This window comes from Ruminiclostridium cellobioparum DSM 1351 = ATCC 15832, assembly GCF_000621505.1.
Taxonomy (GTDB): Bacteria; Bacillota; Clostridia; order Acetivibrionales; family DSM-1351; genus Ruminiclostridium; species Ruminiclostridium cellobioparum.
This window is the reverse complement of record NZ_JHYD01000055.1, coordinates 1-20,545: the sequence shown is the minus strand read 5'-3', so window position 1 is coordinate 20,545 and position 20,545 is coordinate 1. Positions and strand designations below refer to the sequence as shown.

The 20,545-nt window shown below is 33.8% G+C and carries 13 protein-coding genes; 11 read left to right on the top strand and 2 right to left on the bottom strand.

Features of this window, described 5'->3' with window-relative positions; translation table 11 throughout:
- Positions 1–599 precede the first annotated feature (599 nt).
- Entirely contained in the window at positions 600–2,426 is a 1,827-nt protein-coding gene (gene glmS, locus T344_RS0118030; RefSeq protein WP_027629869.1) for a glutamine--fructose-6-phosphate transaminase (isomerizing), read from the top strand.
- Between the two features lie 248 nt (positions 2,427–2,674).
- Here glmS and T344_RS28620 read toward each other — a convergent pair whose 3' ends face one another.
- Positions 2,675–4,363 carry a fibronectin type III domain-containing protein gene (locus T344_RS28620; protein ID WP_034862119.1) on the bottom strand — a complete coding sequence of 563 codons (1,689 nt, stop codon included), beginning with the start codon at positions 4,361–4,363 and terminating at the stop codon, positions 2,675–2,677.
- Between the two features lie 258 nt (positions 4,364–4,621).
- Here T344_RS28620 and T344_RS0118020 point away from each other — a divergent pair, with 258 nt between their 5' ends.
- The 10 genes from T344_RS0118020 to T344_RS0117975 all read left to right on the top strand — a co-directional run bounded on the left by T344_RS0118020 (position 4,622) and on the right by T344_RS0117975 (position 19,031).
- Positions 4,622–5,191: a hypothetical protein gene (locus T344_RS0118020; RefSeq protein WP_027629868.1), complete on the top strand. Its 570-nt coding sequence runs from the start codon at positions 4,622–4,624 to the stop codon at positions 5,189–5,191.
- A 1-nt stretch (position 5,192) separates the two neighbouring features.
- Positions 5,193–6,038 (top strand): heteromeric transposase endonuclease subunit TnsA, encoded by an 846-nt coding sequence (locus T344_RS0118015; protein WP_027629867.1) that lies wholly within the window; start codon positions 5,193–5,195, stop codon positions 6,036–6,038.
- Complete coding sequence (locus tag T344_RS0118010) at positions 6,038–8,212, top strand: Mu transposase C-terminal domain-containing protein (RefSeq protein WP_027629866.1); 2,175 nt, start codon at positions 6,038–6,040, stop codon at positions 8,210–8,212. Before T344_RS0118015 ends, T344_RS0118010 begins: the two co-directional genes overlap by 1 nt.
- Positions 8,205–9,875, top strand: a complete 1,671-nt coding sequence (locus T344_RS0118005) for an ATP-binding protein (protein WP_027629865.1) — start codon at positions 8,205–8,207, stop codon at positions 9,873–9,875. The genes T344_RS0118010 and T344_RS0118005 overlap by 8 nt, the downstream gene beginning before the upstream one ends.
- Before the next feature lie 5 nt (positions 9,876–9,880).
- Complete coding sequence (locus T344_RS28615) at positions 9,881–11,821, top strand: TnsD family Tn7-like transposition protein (RefSeq protein WP_340140764.1); 1,941 nt, start codon at positions 9,881–9,883, stop codon at positions 11,819–11,821.
- A 19-nt stretch (positions 11,822–11,840) separates the two neighbouring features.
- Positions 11,841–13,454: a hypothetical protein gene (locus tag T344_RS0117995; protein ID WP_027629864.1), complete on the top strand. Its 1,614-nt coding sequence runs from the start codon at positions 11,841–11,843 to the stop codon at positions 13,452–13,454.
- A 127-nt stretch (positions 13,455–13,581) separates the two neighbouring features.
- Positions 13,582–14,997, top strand: coding sequence for an SAM-dependent methyltransferase (locus T344_RS0117990; protein WP_051572012.1), 1,416 nt, complete (start codon positions 13,582–13,584; stop codon positions 14,995–14,997).
- A 112-nt stretch (positions 14,998–15,109) separates the two neighbouring features.
- A complete protein-coding gene (locus tag T344_RS0117985) occupies positions 15,110–17,569 on the top strand; it encodes a sensor histidine kinase (RefSeq protein ID WP_027629862.1) in 2,460 nt (819 codons plus the stop codon).
- Positions 17,569–18,063: an LM5578_1851 family response regulator gene (locus tag T344_RS0117980; protein ID WP_034862114.1), complete on the top strand. Its 495-nt coding sequence runs from the start codon at positions 17,569–17,571 to the stop codon at positions 18,061–18,063. Before T344_RS0117985 ends, T344_RS0117980 begins: the two co-directional genes overlap by 1 nt.
- Positions 18,064–18,083: 20 nt before the next feature.
- Positions 18,084–19,031, top strand: a complete 948-nt coding sequence (locus T344_RS0117975; RefSeq protein WP_027629860.1) for an HNH endonuclease — start codon at positions 18,084–18,086, stop codon at positions 19,029–19,031.
- Positions 19,032–19,621: 590 nt separating this feature from the next.
- On the opposite strand, the gene istB is transcribed toward T344_RS0117975, so the two are convergent.
- The gene (gene istB / locus T344_RS0117965; RefSeq protein ID WP_027629858.1) at positions 19,622–20,398 is read right to left on the bottom strand and encodes an IS21-like element helper ATPase IstB; all 777 of its coding nucleotides are present in this window, start codon (positions 20,396–20,398) and stop codon (positions 19,622–19,624) included.
- Positions 20,399–20,545 lie beyond the last annotated feature (147 nt).

Here is a 20,545-nt window from a genome sequence, read left to right as displayed (position 1 = left end):
CAGACGTGGACCGTATCGAAAGATTCGGCGGATACCTTCCGGTTGTTACAATCGACAGAGGCTGAGGAGCAATAATTGTTCCGTACAAAACTTGCAGGCGACTGCAGGAACAAAAAGGTCTCACGTAACTGATCCTGAATTCAATTCTAATTTTTTATTTTCAAATCCCAAGTAAATATTTTTAGGGATCCTGCTATGCCATCGGCTGGCAAGCATGGGTTTTAATTGGTGTTTTTCTTATACCGGCACGGGATTCATTCTTAAGTTATGCCCTGGGTCGGATTAATACCCTTTTCAAATTATGCCTGTACAGGTGTGAGTATATGGGCTTGTGCTGTCAGATGATAATGATAGTTAATTTTGAAGGCGGGGTTGAAAAAGATTCAAGTTTAGTCTGAAATTCTGCAGTTATGCCCTGAGATCCCTAAAGAAGCTTTTATCCGGCTGTTCTTCAACAATAATGAACTGCACTTTTAAGCTTATACTTTTAATTACAGATATATTTGTGTGTGAGGTCCCGGATGTTTAGCAGCAGTTGAAAATGCAAATACCTATGTTTATGAAAATTATTTAAATTTAAAAATCAAGGAGAATTAATTATGTGCGGAATAGTTGGATATATAGGAAATAAAAAGGCAATACCTGTACTTATTAACGGTCTTTCAAAACTTGAATACAGAGGATATGACTCTGCGGGAGTTTCGGTGAATGAAAACGGGGTTCTCAAGGTTATCAAGTGCAAGGGAAGGCTTTCATGCCTGGAGGACAGACTGGAAGCTGAAAAGCTTGAGGGCTGTATGGGGATTGGCCATACGAGATGGGCTACCCACGGTGAACCCAATGATGTGAACTCCCACCCCCATATCAGCCAGAGCGGAGAAATAGCTGTTGTACACAACGGAATTATAGAAAATTACATGCAGATCAAGGAATTTTTAGCAGGGCAGGGCTATACCTTCCAGTCTGAAACAGATACCGAGGTTATTGCACACCTGGTGGAATACTATTATGAGGGAAGTCTTGTTGACGCTGTCATGAAGGTAATTGATGAAATAGAAGGCTCTTACGCTCTCGGTGTGCTTTGCAGGGATGAGCAGGATATGTTTGTATGCGCCAGAAAAGACAGTCCGCTGATTATAGGGCTTGGTGAGGGAGAAAATTTCATTGCCTCGGACATTCCTGCAATTCTTGAATATACCAGAAATATTTATATTCTTGAAGATAAGGAAGTAGCTATTCTGAAAAGGGACAGTGTCCAGGTATTCAACAGCCTTGGCGCTCCTGTCAAAAAAGAGGTGTTCAAGGTGGACTGGAATGTTGAAGCAGCTGAAAAAGGCGGCTTCGAGCATTTCATGATGAAGGAAATGTATGAGGAGCCGAAAGTAGTAAGGGATACAATCAATCCCAGAATCCAAAATGGAGAGCTGGTCCTGGATTCAATAAATATAACAAAAGAGGACATAGAGAAACTTGACAAGATATATATAGTTGCCTGCGGAACTGCCTATCATGCCGGTGTCATAGGAAAATACATTATTGAAAGGCTCTGCAGGATACCTGTTGAAGTGGATGTGGCTTCGGAATTCAGATACCGCGATCCGCTTATCAGCGAGAGGAATATGACAATCATTATCAGCCAGTCGGGCGAAACCCTCGACACTCTTTTCGCACTGAGGGAGGCAAGGAAGGGCGGTTCCAGGATACTTTCAATTGTCAATGTCGTTGGCAGCTCCATAGCCCGTGATTCTGATGATGTGCTCTATACATGGGCAGGGCCTGAAATTGCTGTTGCTTCCACAAAGGCATATAACACACAGCTTGCGGCGCTGTATCTGGTAGCTCTGGACCTGGGCCTGAAAAAGGGTACAATTTCGAAGGAACAGGTAAACTCCATACTTGACGAAATGAAGAAAATCCCTTCCGGCATAGAAGAAATACTGAAGTATAAGGACGGCATCCAGAAATTCGCACATGCACATTTTAATTCAAAGAGCATTTTCTTTATAGGCCGGAGCCTGGACTACGCCCTTTCCATGGAGGGTTCGTTGAAATTGAAGGAAATTTCATATATCCATTCGGAGGCCTATGCAGGCGGAGAGCTCAAACACGGGACCATTGCACTGATCGAAAAAGGAACACTGGTGGTCTGCCCCATGACACAGGATTGCCTGTTTGAGAAAATGGTCAGCAATATCAGGGAAGTTAAGGCCAGAGGAGCAGTTGTTCTGGCAATAACCCAGGAAAAGCACAGGGAAGAGCTGGAGAAAACAGCGGATATGGTTCTGACAATTCCCGATGTGGACTCACTTGTAGCCCCCATATCGGCAGTAACACCGCTGCAGCTGTTCGCTTACTACATGGCAATTGAAAGGGGCTGTGACGTGGATAAGCCGCGTAATCTGGCAAAGTCGGTGACTGTGGAGTAAGCGGGAAGGTTTGGGTGATTTGTAGTGTTCCAGTTTAATAAAGTCGTATACTAGATAATAAAGTTGTGTACTGAATAATAAAATTGCATACTAAGGTCATAATCCTTGCCCAAAATCTAAATATTACAAGGTCACACAGTATCAAGCTGTTGTGATCTTGCTTCTTGTTTTTTCGAAGACTTTTAGATATTTAATGTTAAAACGAAAAAGCTATATATCAAAAAGGTAAAGTATTAAGAGGATAACTGTTACTTATTACCTAATATCGTTGATATTTCCTTAGTCGATTTGCTTTCACCTGAGAAGTTAATAGCGGATACTTTAAAGTAGTATTTGGTTGACATATTAAGGTTCGAGACTTGCAATTTGGTGTCTTTTGTATTTACAATATTGTATTTACTATTGTGCGTTTTATAATATACTTTATAAGATGTAGCACACGGTACAGCCTCCCAAGTTAAAATTGCTTTATTTTCCTTTATTACAACTCTGAAATTATTAGGCGTAGCTGATTTTATCTCTGAAATGTTTATAAACTTTATGCCACTAGATTTAGCAAATGTCTCAGCAGTTGATTTTGATTCTCCATATATTGTTAAATTAGTGCAGCCATAAAATGCGTCGCTATTGATATAATTTACACTTTTAGGGATAATTATGCTGGTTAATCCGCTACAGCCGGAAAACGCGCTACTTGAAATAAGGCCAACATTATCTGGTATGATTATGTTACTTAATCCAGTACAACCAGCAAAAACTTCATTTTCAATAAACCATACACCTTTTGGAATGTTTATGTCTTTTAGTCCAGTACAACCAGAAAATGCATACCATCCAATTTCATCTACATTGGTTGGAATATCTAAACTGGTTAACCCACTACAATTTTCAAATGAACCCTCTTCAATACTGGATACATTTTTGGGGATAACCACGTTCACTAACCCTCTGCATCCCTGAAACGCATAATAACTGACTTTTTTAACTTTATCCGGGATTATGTATTTAGTTATACTCTTTCTAGGCGGAAACTTAAGCAAAGTTGTCATATCTTTACTAAATAGTATTCCATCAACACTTTTATAATAAGAGTTATCCTCTATAACATTTATACTTTCCAATCCGATACAACCCATAAACGCATAATCACCAATTTTGGTAACACTAGATGGTATACGTATGTTTGTTAATATACTACAATCTTTAAATGCATCTCGGTCAATAGTTTTTACATGTACTGGAATTTCATATTTTGTTTGATTATTTTTTGCTGGAAACTTATATAAGCTTGACATATCCTTACTAAAAAATACTCCATCTACACTTGTATATTGGGTATTATCTCTATGAACATCTATTTTGGTCAATTCATTGCAATTAAAAAAGGTGAGTTCTCCAATACTCGTAACACTTTTTGGGATACTAATATACATTAAACTGCTACATCCGGCAAATGCACCTCCAAGAATACATTCTATACTATCTGGTACTTTATATTCTGTAATATTTTTTTTCGCAGGAAACTTGTACAAAGAAGTCATATCTTTACTAAATAATACTCCATCTATACTAGAGAATTTTGGATTGTCCTCATCAACGTTAATGCTAATTAAGTCATCACATAGCCAGAATGCATCCTCTTCTATAACGGTAACGCTGTTTGAAATGTGTATACTTGTTAATCCGCTGCAATCATAAAACGCTAATTCCCCAATGGTTGTTACTTTGACGCCATTTATTTCGCTAGGTATATCAACCTGGGTAGGCGTTCCGTTATAGCCGGAAATAGTCCCTGTTTCAATATCAAACAAAAGTGTTCCACCGGTGACACTATACTCAATTTCTGATGCATTTACTATCTGGACTCCTAATATATGGGGAAGTAAGATAGAAATAATTATTGTAAACGTTAAAACAAAGATTAATTTTATTTTCATAAATATTCGGTTCCTCTCGCTACATGTAGGTATATTTTATTACTTTATTTAGCTATTATGGAAACTTTATTTTAGTGTATCATAAATAGGATTGCTTAGTGAATACATATACCTTTTTCTGTTAATTATAATGGTAACATAAGGAAAGTAGCTCTACCTTGGCTTATTAATAAAAAACTCTTCTAAGGTCTGGCGGTTTACTTGCAGATTTAGTAGAATATTGGTGTGTTATGAAATAAATAGTGCAGAGGATAAGCGATGGAAAATTACATAATGAAATTGCTACTTATAGGTTGTTTTATGTTATTAATTATACCAATTATAACAATAATGTACAAAAGAAGGATAAGGAATTATAAGTATGAAATAAAAAGCAAGTTCATTAACTTCAAATATAACTCAATAACAAGTGAAGACTTTCAAAAAGAAGAGGATATACTCTTAGATAAAATTTATAAGTGTTGTTCGCATAAATTTATACTAAAATGCATTGTTGGAATTATAGGAATAGGTTGTACTATGGTATATTTAGGTAAACAAGTTATTTATAATGAGTTATTATCTAATATAAATCCTTTAAACGATTTGATTGTTTTATTAAGAACATACAATATAAATGCTCAAGACTTAGCAAAGATACAAGAAAAAATAGATATTACATCATACCGAGAAAGGCCTTTATCTAATATGAATATATTTGGGCAAGTCCTTTTGGCTTCATTTGCACTGAATGATATTTTTATAAATGGTATGCCAAATGATGAATATGAAAATATAAAAAAAGATATTGAGAATATGCTAAAAGAAGGAGATTTTATCAAAAAATAATATGGCAAAACAAAGAGAAATACTTGACGAAAGTAAAATTGAAAAGTATATAAAAATGGGTTATGGCAGCGGTGAAGGAAAAGAATATAAGCCATGGATTGAGATTCAGGACTTTCCTTCTCTAGGCCGGGTTTCAAGACCGTTTGGGTGGAAGGCGAATAGAATTCATCATCTTCTTTCTGATTTAGAGAAGAAGTATTTTTATATGCTTGAATGGTCAGATATTGTTGTTGATATAAGAGAGCAATATCCGTTGTTTAATAGAGAACTTGCAATTGAAATAGCACAGGAGAAAGGTATAAAGTACCCTGTCATTAAGGGGACGGATATACCATATATTATGACTACGGATTTTATGATTACAATCCGCACGGGTACCGGTCAATGGAAGAATATTGCGAGAACGGTTAAACCGTCTGCTGATCTAGAAAAGAAAAGCGTTATAGAAAAATATGAAATTGAACGGAGTTATTGGGAGAGAAAAGGTATTGATTGGGGTCTGGTTACTGAAAATGAAATAAATGATAATTTAGCAAGCAATATTGAGTGGATTCATTTATGTTATAGGTACGAAGACTTGGAATTCAATGATAAGACCTATTTTACAGAATTAGTGAATGTTTTGGTCAAAAGGTTATATAAAATTGATATTCCCTTAAGCTCTTTACTTTCTAATCTTGATTTTGAATATAACGCTGAACCAGGAACTTTTTTGAAGATATTTAAACATTTAATAGCTACAAAAGTTATTCAGATTGATTTAATGCAGAAAATTAATCTAAATAACTCAGTTAAAGAGATTATATTAAACGGCGGCATATCTAGCTTCAAGGAGATGAAGGCGTAATGAACTTGGCAGTGAATGAATTACTAAAGCATAAAATTACAGATAAAAACCAAATTGAAAGAGTCCTTTGGATTGACGAGGAAAATATAACAGCTGTAACAATAGATGTTCTTTCATCAAACCCACTTCCTCAAATTAAAAATGTATTACTAATTCTTGATCAAATTGAGTCGGGACTAATAGAAAAGATTTCTGAAGATCCATATTTCAGACTTATTGATGAAGATAAACTGGATAATAAACATAAAATAATTCGAGATACTGCATGGGATATAATCTGTGACGCTGTTTCTTGCGAACCTAATATCTATTATCGAGAAGAGCGGGGAACGCTAATCCAAAAGATAATGGAAAAACATAGTGTTACCAAAAGTCTTGTATATAAATATTTGAGGAAGTATTGGCAAAGAGGGAAAAACAAAAATACTCTCTTGCCTGATTATCGCAATTCAGGTGGAAAAGGAAAAGCAAAAACTATTGGTCAGAAAAAACTTGGAAGGCCAAGAACTCGTACCGAAATTCAAGGAATAAACGTAGATGCTGAGACAAAAAGGATCTTTAAAGTTGCTCTGAATAAGTTTTATTATACAGCAAAGAAAAACCCTTTGACTACCGCCTATGAATTAATGTTAAAAGAGTTTTATTCTGAAGGTTCGAGATTTGAGGATGGCATTGAAAAACCAATATTGAAAGATGCAGATGAATGGCCATCCTTTTCACAATTCAAATACTGGTACTATAAGGAACTTGATTTAGAAAAAACTATATCAGCTCGTAAAGGGAAAAAGAATTATGAACTAAAGCATAGAAAAATATTAGGTAAATCAGATGCTGAAGTTATGGGACCAGGGGCAAAATATCAAATTGATGCTACAGTAGCAGATGTATATCTAAGGTCAAGATATAATAAAAATTGGATAATCGGCAGACCTGTAGTATATGTGGTTATTGACGTATATTCAAGGATGATTGTTGGAATCTACGTCGGACTGGAAGGCCCAAGCTGGCTTGGGGCGATGATGGCACTGGCCAACACTGCTTGTGATAAGGTTCAATTCTGTAGTGAGTACGGAATAAACATTTCGGAGCAAGATTGGCCATGCAGGTATTTACCGGATGCAATCCTGGCGGATAGGGGTGAAATGGAAAGCAAGAAGGTAAATACTCTGATAAATGCTTTGCATATAAGGATAGAAAATACTCCTCCGTATCGCGCTGATTGGAAAGGTATAGTAGAGCAGTGTTTCAGAACATTAAATACAAAAACGAAACCATTCCTGCCTGGGTTTATTGATACTGACTTTAGACAGAGAGGCGGAAAAGACTATCGTTTAGACGCTAAATTAACTTTACCTGAATTTACTGAGGTTATTATCCGGTGTGTACTTTATCATAATAATATTCATTGGATGGAGAATTTCAACAGAGATGAAATTATGATTGCAGGAGATGTTAATCCTATACCGCGAGAACTTTGGAATTGGGGTATAGCAAATCGTTCAGGATTTCTAAGAGTAATTAATGACGATATAGTTAAACTAAATTTGATGCCAACAGAAACTGCTACAGTTACTGAAGCCGGAATAAAGCTTAAAAACTTACGATATAATTGCGATATTGCTATGAAAGAACATTGGTTTGAAAAGGCTAGAAATAAGGGATCATGGAAAGAAGAAATATCTTATGATCCTAGAAATATGGATAGTATTTATATTCGAACAGACAATGGAAAAAATTTTGAAAAGTGTTATTTGATTAATGTTGAAAGGTATCGCAATAAAACGTTAGATGAAATTATCTATCTGGATGAAAGTGAAAAGTGTAAAAAGCAAATAAAAACGGAGTCTACTCTTCAAGGTAAAGTGAATCTTTTTGCAGAAATTGAAGACATCGTGTCGCGAGCTGAAAAAAGAGATGTTCAGCAGCCAATTTCAGCTATAAGTGACATTCAAAAAGTTAAGGGAATTAGAAATAATAGAGGTTATGAAAAGGATAGAAATAGAAAAAGTGAACATTTTGATTTAGGGGCTAAGACATCAAAGGTTAACCCAACTAATAAAAATATTGCTGACATTATAAGTATGGCCGGTCAACGCATTGAAGATGACGATTTGGGAGAAATGGATTATCTTCTAAAAAAGCAAAAAGAAAGATTGGAGAAAAAGGATGAATAATGCCAAAGTTTACTCGGAGGGTTCTGTTATTAAAGCTGTATATAGAGATCAGATTTTATCAGAATACAGCAATAATCCCCTAATAGAAGCACTGCCTCCTATTATGAGTTTTGAGCAGGTAGAAAGCCTTATCCATTCATATCCCCAATTTAATGAGAGTGAACGAAATTTGGATGCTGAATATAGATATCACTGTATTCAAAGGCTATTCCATTATTTTCAACCTTGGGATATCCATTTTGAAATTGAGCGTAAGATATCAAGGACCATCCGGCAGGGATACCTATCAAGAAACCCGATAAAACCGGATTATGCTGCCGACCTGCAAGGCATTTATCAGTCAATAAAATATAAGGATGCAGGTTTTGATAGAGCTCCTCTATCTTATTCAAAGGCTTCAGGTTTTACTATAATCGGATTTTCCGGAGTTGGAAAGACAACATCTATTGATAAGATATTATCACTATATCCTCAAGTAATTGTTCATGATCAATACAAAGGTACAGCGCTAAACCACAATCAGCTTGTTTGGATGAAGCTTGATTGTCCCTTTGATGGGAGTATTAAGGGACTGTGCTCAAATTTCTTTATGGAATTTGACAGGTTACTTGGAGATAATACTTATTCAAAATTTGCTTCAGGTAGGAATACGACAACCGATGTTATGATTCCAAGAATGGCGCTTTTGGCAAGAAGACAAAATCTGGGAATTCTTGTAATAGACGAAATTCAGCATTTGAGCGTGGCAAAAAGTGGTGGTTCTGAGAAAATGTTGAATTTCTTTACAACCCTCGTGAACAAGCTTGGTATACCTGTTGTTTTGATTGGAACAACAAAAGCATTAGGTGTATTACAGGGCGAATTCCGGCAGGCTAGACGTGGAAGCGGCCAGCAGGGAGATGTTATTTGGGAAAGAATTGATAAAAACCAAAAATGGGATTTATTAATCCACGGCATGTGGAACTTCCAGTGGACTAAACAGGTTGCTGCACTGACAGATGAAATAAATGGTGTTTTGTTTGAAGAAAGCCAGGGTATAGTTGATATTGCCGTTAAGCTATATGCAATGTCTCAAATTCATGCTATAGCTACTCGAAAAGAGATTATAACAGCTGATATTATAAGAAAAGTTGCAAAGCAGAATTTGAAATTGGTTCGGCCGATGCTTTTAGCTCTGAAATCCGGGAATATTAAGGAGATTAACAAGTATGGCGATATTTCGCCTATTGATATTGATGCTTTTTGTGGAGAACAATTAAAATCAATAACACTGAATAGCAAAATAGAAAATATGCAACAGAGCCCCAAGATCGATAAGCCGGATAATACGGAATTATTTGAGGAAGCAGTAATTCAACTAGTAGCCTATGATATCAAAATTGATGAGGCAAAATCGGTCGTGAAGAAGGTTCTTGAAACTAATGGAGATTTCCCTGATGTAGCCAGGATAGTTAAAGAAGCTTTGAAGGATATACTTAGAAAGGAATTGAGTACTGATAACGAAAGCAAAAAAGTTGTAAGGCTTAACAAGGCCCAAAAAGATAAGAATGATTTGAGAGACATTGTAGATAAAGGCAGAAAGCTTAGAAAATCTGCTTATGATGCTTTAAAAGAAGCTGGGGTTATAAAGTGTCCTGTGGAGGAATTTATTGCGTTAGGATGATTTAACTGATAAGCTTCTTTCCTCCTCCCTATCCTGATGAATTACTGTATAGCATTATAGCACGCTATTATGTAAGAAGTGGCAACACAAGTCCAAAAATGACAATTGAAGAACTGTTTAATTCAAGAACTGCCACGGCAGTTGTTGATATGCCCTGTAATATAAATGCTCTGTATTTTAATCTTCCGGAAGTTAGCAAAATTCAACCGGAGAAAATGATAATGTCAAATACTTTGTTTTCATACTATGCGGCTTTTTTACCACAAAGACGGGTAGATTTAGTTATGAATTCTATGATGAGTGATTATGGCGGAGATATACATACCAGAACAGGTATTATGGCAAGTAATGTATCAGCACCGGTATTTCTTCGTTATTGTCCTGAATGTATAGTAAATGATAAAGTAGTTTATGGTGAATTTTATTGGCATAGGGTTCATCAAATCCCAGGAGTGTTAGTATGTCCTATTCACTATGTACAGCTACAGGATAGCAGTATAACTGTGCATGGGATGAATAGGCATGAATTTTTTGCAGCGAATGGGTATAACTGCAGAGTAAAGCCGGCTGTAATAAGTATAAACAACGTACAGGACATGCTTGTAACTATTGCTAAGGATATTGCCTGGTTAATGGATAATTATCAGGTAGTAAGGCAAACAAAAGGGATAGAAAATGGGTTCAGATATAAGTATATTTCTATCTTAAAGGAAAAAGGTTTTGCAACTGCGAATGGAAGAGTATATCAGGAAGAATTAATCCAAGCTTTTAGATGCTTTTACGGAGATGCCTTTTTATCAAAAGTACAATGTGATGTTAAAGAAATTAACGATAACTGGTTATCTAGTATTGTAAGAAAACATAGGAAAGCGTTTCACCCTTTGCGACATTTACTGATTATAAGATTCCTTACTGGAAATATAAATGATTTTTTTGAACAGAAACATACTTATGCCCCGTTTGGAAAAGGCCCGTGGCCATGCATGAATGCTGCAGCATGTCATTATAGGAGATTGGTTGTTAAAAACTTGAAGGTTGAATACAGCTCCGATTTAAAGAAACCAGTCGGAACTTTTACCTGTTCTTGTGGTTTTATATATTCAAGATCGGGCCCGGATGAATATGAGCAGGATATTTATAAAATTGGCCGAACCAAGCAATTTGGGCCATTATGGGAAAACGAACTCAGAGAGTTGGTTGAAACAGATAAATTGGGCCTGAGGCATGTAGCAAGAATACTCAATGTGGATACAAATACTGTCAAAAGGTATGTAAAACTACTGAGCTTAAAAGCTGCATGCAAAACAGATACAAGTAAAGCAGAGCCCAATGTGTCTCATGATAGTTCTATAGGTAATGAAAATACTACTGCTAGGGGTTGTTATAGGGCTAAATGGTTGGAACTAAAATATAACCATCCTGAAGCTTCAAAGACACAGCTAAGGAATATGAATAAAGCTACTTACATTTGGCTTTACAGACATGACAGAGACTGGCTTAATCAGAACTCTCCAGTTAAAGAAAAAAGTATACATGATATTACTCGTGTCAACTGGAGTGAAAGAGATAAAAATATATTGAAAAAGGTAAAACAGCTGGTTATAGAGACTCTCAATAATGATATGAAGCCTAAAAGAATTACTATAGGATATATCGGAAAAAAGCTTGGTCAGTTGTCCCTACTGGAAAAGCATTTGAACAAGATGCCAAAGACACAAAAGTACCTTACAGATGCTGTAGAGACTACTGAACAGTTTAAAATCCGTAGAATTAGATGGTGCGCAAATGAACTACGCAAAAAGGGTGAAGAAATAAAGGAATGGAAATTAATCAGGATGGCTGGTATCAGGCCAGGGGATTCTGATGAGATAAAAGAAGTACTTTACAGTGAAATAAATTATGATATTTTGAGTAACAAAAGATTAGATGTACTAAATCATAGTTAGTGACGAGGAATATGTATTTATGGGTATTTTAAAATTACGGCCTTGGCCATTTAAAAAAGATGAAGAAGTGGAGTTATATTGGTTAGGATCAGTATTCCAAAGCCCGACACATCAATGGTACATAAGGTGTGTTTTCAAAGCCGCAGGTGGTGAATTTAAAGAGATAGAACTTCCTTGGGGTACCCTGCCTGGATTGATTATAGGGAGAAGATATACTAATGGAGTTCGCAGCTTAGATTTACCTATACAAGAATCAATGCAAGTCGATATTCCGGCTGATACTGAATTTGATATATGCACTTGCAGTGAAGTACCGAAGGGCTTGTATAATTTAAAAAGCCTGAAGGAAAATAAACTTGATCTTCTATGCAAGTTTCAAGTTGGAACATATACTTACTATATTCCTTGCGTTGAAATTATAAGAAGTATTCTGGCACCATTTCAAGTACTAGCAAACCAAATATTAAAGCCTAACGGTTTGGATGATTTCTTTGAAGGCAGCAGATTTAAGGAAGATGTTTATGAGGTTGATTTATCAAGAGATTTTCCAAGAAAAATGTTAAAAAGTCATATTGTAGGTTATTTTGTTTGGCTTAAAGAAAATGAAAAAGCTTATAGCGAATGGAGTGCAGTATATCAAAATCTTTTGCTGTCTTCATATGACATAGCACCGGTGCTACCAACTTTGGCTCTTTCAACAGGAGTTCCAATCAGAGCCATTCCACCAATTAATGTTGATTGCAATTGGAAGTTCTATGGCAAGAAGTATAAACAAAGCTATTTTATTCAGGAGCTTATTTATCATGACGGTGTAGATTCGAAATATATTCATATAAAATATAGCCATTATACACAAGAAAATCTAAATAAAGTAAACAAACCAAGAAATACAAGAACAGTGATCACTGGTAAATCTAAAAACAATAAGGAAACTACCATTGATAAGAACAGGCTGCCATCATCTCGAAGAAAAACAATTACAGCAGTTGAACAGCCTACGGTAAATTTTCGGTTTCACCAGTTCACTATTTGTGAAAAAAATCGAAAACAGATCCGTAATGTTAATAACGGCGAATATAAGAATTCTTCATCCGGAGTCAATAATGCTACAAGTAAAAGAATAAGTATAGGGACTACGCAGGATTGGACCCTAGAAGGAAAGCTTAATTCTATTGAGTTTAATACTCTTGAGTTGGTAAAAGACAATCCGCAACGAGGCTTAGAAAAGTTTTTTAAGGTTCTCTTACATATAAAAAAATACATAAGCAAATTAGACTTTGAAATCAGTGTAGTACAATTGCCATTAGTAAGAGTCTTTAGCCAAAATGACAATGGTTTTAAAAGAACGTGCTGCATTGTTAAAGTATATAGAGAAAAGGCGTTACAATGTTATATTCTTGAGTTCAGCCGTTCTGACGAATGGGCAATTTCTACTATTTACATTTGGCCCCTATCACCCATTTATGATGACAGAGATTTTGAATCTGTTTTGTCAATTCTGCTACATAGTGCGATTGATAACTCAGGACATTGGGATAATGAGGTCATAAGTAGCCAATCAGACTTCCGGTTTGAAATGACAAAACATGTTCCTGGACAAAGTATTGAGCGATGGGCGGAAATTGTTGTGTAAAGGATTTTTAATAAATGAGTACATTCCTTTTTTTGAATTTTTACAATTTTAAGTATTGACTATTTAGTTAAATGGTGCTTTATGTTATACTTTTCTTTGAATAGTTTGACATGAGAGGAAGAACATAGTGGCAAATAATTGTAAAGTATTTACACCTCAAAATTATGTAATAGAGTTACTTAATGCAGTAAATTATAATAAAAATCTTTATGGAAAAAAGGTTTTGGAAAATTCATGTGGTACTGGTTATATATTGATGGAAATAGTGGCACGTTATATAGCAGATTGCCTAAAAAAAGATATGTCTGAAGATCAAATTATTCGTGGGTTGGAAAATGATATCTGCGGGGTTGAGTTAGAGGAAGAAAATCGAAATAAGTGTATCGAAAATTTAAATATTGTTGCTCAAAAGTATAATATAAATGGTATTAATTGGAATATATTACTTGGAAATTATCTATTACTAAATATGGATGATAAATTTAGTTTCATCATCGGGAACCCTCCGTATATTACATATAAGGATATAGAAATAAATGAAAGAGAGGCTATGAAAGCCCAATTTCATGTCTGTATGGAGGGTAAATTTGATTATTACTATGCATTTGTTGAAAAAGGTATTTTAGAGCTAAATCCTAATGGTAAAATGGCATATATTATTCCTGCTAGTATCTATAAAAACGTATTTGCACAAAGATTAAGAGATTATATTAAGCCATTAGTAACTGATTTATATGATTACACTTATGAGAATAAATTTCCAGGATATACAACATCATCTACAATACTTATTCTGAATAATGGTAGAAAGTATAGCACATTGAAATATCATGATGTATTAAACAAGGAAAAGAGAACAATAGCAAAAACAAGTCTAGCAAAAAAATGGTGCTTTAATAGTACTGAAGGTAATGATGGTGGCTACAGATTTGGAGATTACTTTAAAGTATCAAATACAATAGCAACTTTATATAATGAAGCTTTTCTACTTGATGATTTTCAAGTGAAAGGTGAATACATATTTAATAATGGAAAACCCATAGAACGTACTGTTGTTAGAGATGCAATAAGCCGAAAAAAGGGAAAAGATAAATTAAATCTAAAAATTATATTTCCGTATACATTTTGTAAGGGTCAACTGATAAGATATGAAGTAAACGAATTTGAAAAGAAATTTCCTTGTGCTACAGAATATTTAAAACAATTTTTAGTCCATTTGCATGGAAGAGATTCTGATAAATCAGCTAAATGGTTTGAGTATGGTAGGAGTCAAGCAATAGCTCATATGGATAAACCTAAATTAACAATACCTTCTATAATAACTACAAAGTTAGAGCCTATTATAATTGGAAAAGATGTTATTCCATGTGCAGGTTTTTATATAATACGTACTGGGACAAATACCCTAGAAGAAGGTAAGAGGGTTCTAGAAAGTAAAAAATTCTTTCAATATTTAAAACAAATCGGTATTTTTACAACAGGTAAATCTAGAAGAATTACGGTAAAGGATATTGAGGAATATAGATTTGTAAATTGGGAGTAAAAAATAATAGATTATGTTGATAGAATTTGAATTTAATTAAAACTTTAGGTTATAAAGGAATCTTAGTTAAGTGTATTGTATAACCAAAAAGATAAGAATTGAGGTGAATTAGGTGAAAAAATTAAATTTTAAAACTAATTCAAGGCATATTAGCCAGCTTGGAAGAGAATTAGTGACGGATTTTGTAACTGCTCTTGTTGAATTAATAAAAAATTCATATGATGCAGATGCCTATGGCGTCAAAATAATTTTAGATAAACCAAACACTCCGCAAAGCAGAATTATTTTAATTGACACTGGTTCCGGAATGACTCAGGATGATTTTGAAAAAAAGTGGATGGTTATAGGAACAAATAATAAAATTACAGAGCCTTTTACACCTAATGGAAGAAAGAAATCTGGCAAAAAAGGTATTGGACGATTTTCTGTTGAGAGACTGGCAGAAAAAGTCAGTATTTATTCATTTACTGATAGCGAAGATCCGTTTAAAGTTGAAATAAATTGGAATAAATTTGAAGATATAAATATTGCAGCTATACTTCAAAGAATTAAAATTTTAATGAATCATAGCGATATATCTGCAGCTAAATATATTTCTAATCAAATTAGTTATTTTTTATTAACACCATTAGTTGATATTCAGGATAAAAAGACTGTTGAAAGTTTACTTGATTTTAAACAATTAAATTATGAAAGTTTTTATGATTCTAAAATATTAAAAGTATTACACAGTAAAGTTATACCAATTTTAAAAAAATATGAAGAAATTGAGCAATTAGTTGAAGATATTGATAGTACTTTACAGGTTATTAGTCCTTTAAATGAAGAATATGCTTTTTCTTTATTGGATAATATTTACGAAAAATATGTGCTGAAACCTCCGAAAACCGGGATGATCCTTATAATGGAAGGTTTAAGAGATCATTGGAAACAGAAAGATGTTGATAAACTACAAAAGGAATTAAGATTATTAGTAGCTCCTGATTTTATAGAAAAGGATCCTTTTCAAATAGAACTTGTTGCACCTGATTTTCTTATTGAAAATATTGTTCTAGTAAACGAAATATTGGATCTAAGTTATGCAAAAATCGATGCCAAAATTTATGATAGTGGCAGAAAAACATTTATATCCTATAAAGATAAAGATGGAAAAGATCAGAAAATAAACCAACTAGCTGATAAACCATATAAATGTGGGGACATTGATGTTGAGATATACTTTTTTCTGAGGGATTCTAGCAATCTTTCAAATGCAGGCTATAACTTTAAGTTTGCACAAAAGATATTAGATACTTATTGTGGTATAAAAATTTACCGTGATAATTTTCGTGTTAAACCATATGGTGATATAGAAAATGATTGGCTAAATCTTAATCAAAATAAAGTTAAAGATACACATGGTTATTTAGTTGGTAATAACCAAGTTATAGGTGTAGTGAAAATAAGTGATATAACGAATCCTCTTTTGGTTGATGCAACTAATAGGGAGGGTATAATCGAAAATGAAGCTTACGATGAACTTAAAAAATTTGTTATAAGTTGTACTAATTTGATTAGTATAATAAGACGAAAGGCATATTTAGACGAACAGCAAAAAATTAAAGATTTGGAAAACGAAAAATCGAAAATTGACGATCAGATTCAAACCATAAAAAGGCAATATGAAGATGATAATTTTGTTACTCAAATAGTTGAAGTTAAAAATTCTAAAAATATAAACGATGTCAATTCAAAAATAGAATCTTTGATGACAAAGTACGTTGAGGAAAATGAAAGAAAAAAAGCAGATATTCAACAATTACAAAGTTCTTATGATAAGCATTATTATGAAGCAAAAAAACTCTACGAAGATAAAATTCATTTCCAAGAAAGTGAATTGAATTTATATAAAAATTTAGCTTCATTAGGGATGCTTACAGGATCTTTTGGGCATGAAACAAGTGATATTGTTAGTAGAATTCAAACAAGTATATTTTTGGTTAAGCTTTTTCTCGATAAAGATATAAATAAAGAAAAGGCTGTGAATACAATGGAAATAATAGGTAAGGATTTTAATAGGATTAATGCATATTCAAATTTAATTGTGAATTTTTTGAGGAAACGAAAAAGAGAGGTAAGTGAAGAACTTAACATTGGTGAGGTTATAAAAGATGTTTGTTTTTTATATATTGATATCATAAAATCATTTAACATTTTTTTGGATGTTGAATGTGATGAAAATGTTTTCTTTTCCATGAAACAAATTGATCTGGAATCTATAATTATTAATATGATTACAAATGCTTTTGAACAAGTTAAGGGGACCGAAAAAAGAAAGATTTATATTAAAGCTGAGCAGACGATATCAGCTATTACTATTATTTTTGAAGATTCCGGTCAAGGCGTTCCTAGTGAAAAGAGAGAGCTAATATTTATGCCCTTTGAAACATCAAAAGAGGATGGAATAGGGTTAGGTTTGAATATTGTGAAGGATATAGTAGAAAGCTATAATGGTAAAATTGAGGTTGGTAAATCCGATAAACTTGGTGGCGCGAAATTCATTGTTAATTTCTTTAAAGGAGGAAATGAATAGTGGAACATTTAAAAGGTGTTTATATAGAAGATGAAATGGATAATGTAACAATTTATACCTCTTTGTTTGAAATTGAAGGTTTAGACTTAGAATGTATTAACCCTTTACCCAATAAGGTAGATGGATTTTATGATTTAATTTTAGAGAGAAAAGCAGATTTTTTAATTATTGATAACCATTTGGATAAGCAAGTCACATATAAAGGTATTGATGTTTTGCGTGAAATACGTAAACATGATAGTACAATATATGCTGTATTATTAACTAATTATCCTCTTGAAAATTTTGCTGATCAGTTCGGAGATTACGATTACGAATTACAAAAGGACACGTTAAATGTTCGTTATGTTGATGTTGCTGAAAAGATAAAAAGAGCGTGTGCTCTACGTGACGAAAATATGATCAGTGAATCAATGGTTAATTCATCAGTTAAAGAAAAAAACACTATTGAATTACTTAAAAGAATTAGCTCCCAGTTAGATAATATAGATTGAGCTAAGGATATGGGGTTATTATGGAACATGAGAGAAAGTTTAGGTGGGCAAATTACAGTTCGGATAAATGTAAGGAGTATTTAAGGAATGATTTTTCTTATGAATGTGCATATTGTAAGCAAACAGAAAAAGCTTGTGGAGATATAGGTTCCGAATTTTTTGAAATTGATCACTTCAATCCACAAGCTAATTCAACAAATAATTTGGATATCCATTTATATAATAATCTGTTCTATTCTTGTAAAAGATGTAATAATGAAAAAAGTGATTTTTGGAGTGAATATTTACTTAATCCGTGTGAGACAGACATATTTAAAAATGACAAACACATTACTGATGGGTATGATTCGAGTAAGCTTTACAAATATAAGGAAGTAACTAATGAAGGTAAGCTTTATATAGAAATATTTAAATTAAATTCCCGACATCAAATAAAAAGAAGACAAAGAAGGAAACTATATGAGAATAATATTAAAACCATAAATGATTTAATTGATGAAATTTTACATAAGCTTTTAATTAAAAAAAATATTCCTCAAAAAGAAGAACTAATTAATCAACTGGATGGATTGAGAGAAGATAAAAACCTTAATGTAACTAGCTTATTGAGAGATGAGAATTTTGAGATTGTAGAGAAATACTTATCATCAAAAGGAATCAAAAATACGGTTATATTCGAAGAATATAATATGGATTTTAAAATTAAAATCGGAGAGAAAACAGTTTATTGTGAGTTAATAATCGACAACACGTCACAAGACTATAATGATAATAAAATAAAATATATTGAAAAGGACAAGCTTAAGATATGGTTTGAGAATTTAGATTCGAGCTTTGGGATACTATTTTATTTCCGCAAGACTAATAAACTTTATTTATTTAATATATCTGATAATATATGTAAAGAAGAAATAGATAAATTGAATGTTAAGTATTGTGCAAGATTAACTAGTGCAAATTTGATTTAAATATAAATTGTAGTATATGACTTTTTTGTTTGAAATAATAAGAGATATAAATATTCAAAATGATAGTATACAACATTAATTATTTAAATGTTATTAAATTCATCGCACTTATGCTGGCTATCGGATTTGAAAGTCTTCAACTTTATTAAACTAAAACATGTAGTGATGAATCATAAAAAAGTTTTAGAATTTATAAAAAAGTTATAAAATTTGACTTTAAGTAATCAAGTTTATAATAATATGTGGTAAACCCCACTTTTGCTGAGATTTAAAGCAGGAGTGGGGTTTTTTCATTATTTTGAAAAATCTAGGAGCAAAACAAATTTATTCGACTTATATGGAAAACAATATTTTATATTATCAATCTATTTTGTTAATACTCGGATATTGATGGATATGCTTACTGATTTTCAGCAAATGCAATCCAATAATGAATTCATGATTCCGCAAACACATGAAGAGCATTTGCTTGAGAATATAAAGAATAGGCAGAATATGCAGAATATGTGAATATTTCGGTGCGGCGGAGCCGCAGTTCCGGTGTGGCGTGAGCCACCTGTCCGGAACCACTGAGCCACCAACCTTTTTCATTATTCACTGCTCTTTTTATCTAAGCCATATACCTCACGCATGGAAATATCTCTAGAAGGGTCCATGCTTTCGATATTGATTTTGTATGAATCATGAACGATACGATCCAGTATGGCATCTGCCAGCGGGCCATCGTTGCCACCAAGTTGTTCATACCAGCCATCAGCTCTGTATTGGGAGCAAAAGATGGTGGACGATTTCTTCCGGCGGCGATGTAATAACTCAAAGATGTCCTTGCGCTCGTTTTCATTAGGCTTTAGCAGTAACCATTCGTCAATAATCAGCAATAACGGATTCGCATACTTGGCCATGACCCTTTTGTATGTACCTTCATTTCTTGCCATCTCAAGGTCGATCAAGAGGTCAGGAAGCCGTACATACTTTGTTGTATAATACTGCTTGCAAGCTTCCATTCCAAAGGCGCATGCCATATATGTTTTGCCTCCTCCAGTAGCACCGGTAATGAAAATGTTACGGTATTCCGTGACATACTCACAGGTTGCAAGCCTTGTGATAAGTTGTTTGTTTAGCTTACGTCCGGAAGCATAATCAATGTCCATAACACTGGCGTCTGGCTGGTCAAATTCAGCACTTCTAATCAGTCTCTTTAATCGGTTGTTTTTGCGGCTGCTGAATTCAATATCTACCAACATACCGAAGCGATCCTCGAAGGGAACTTCCTTCATTTTGGCATCGGTTAGTTGGTTTCGGAACGCATCGGACATGGATGTCAGGCGCATTTCAATTAATTTATCAATCGTACTTTGGTTTGTCATCAATTGTTACCTCCCGTAATATCCGGCACCTCTTATGATGCCGTGATTGTTGTGTGTGGCTTCCGGTTTATCCGGCTGGCTTTGTGACTTATCTTGCCCAGTGGTGAGTATGTTTTTGATACTCTTGTAACTGGGAGCCGCTGTATA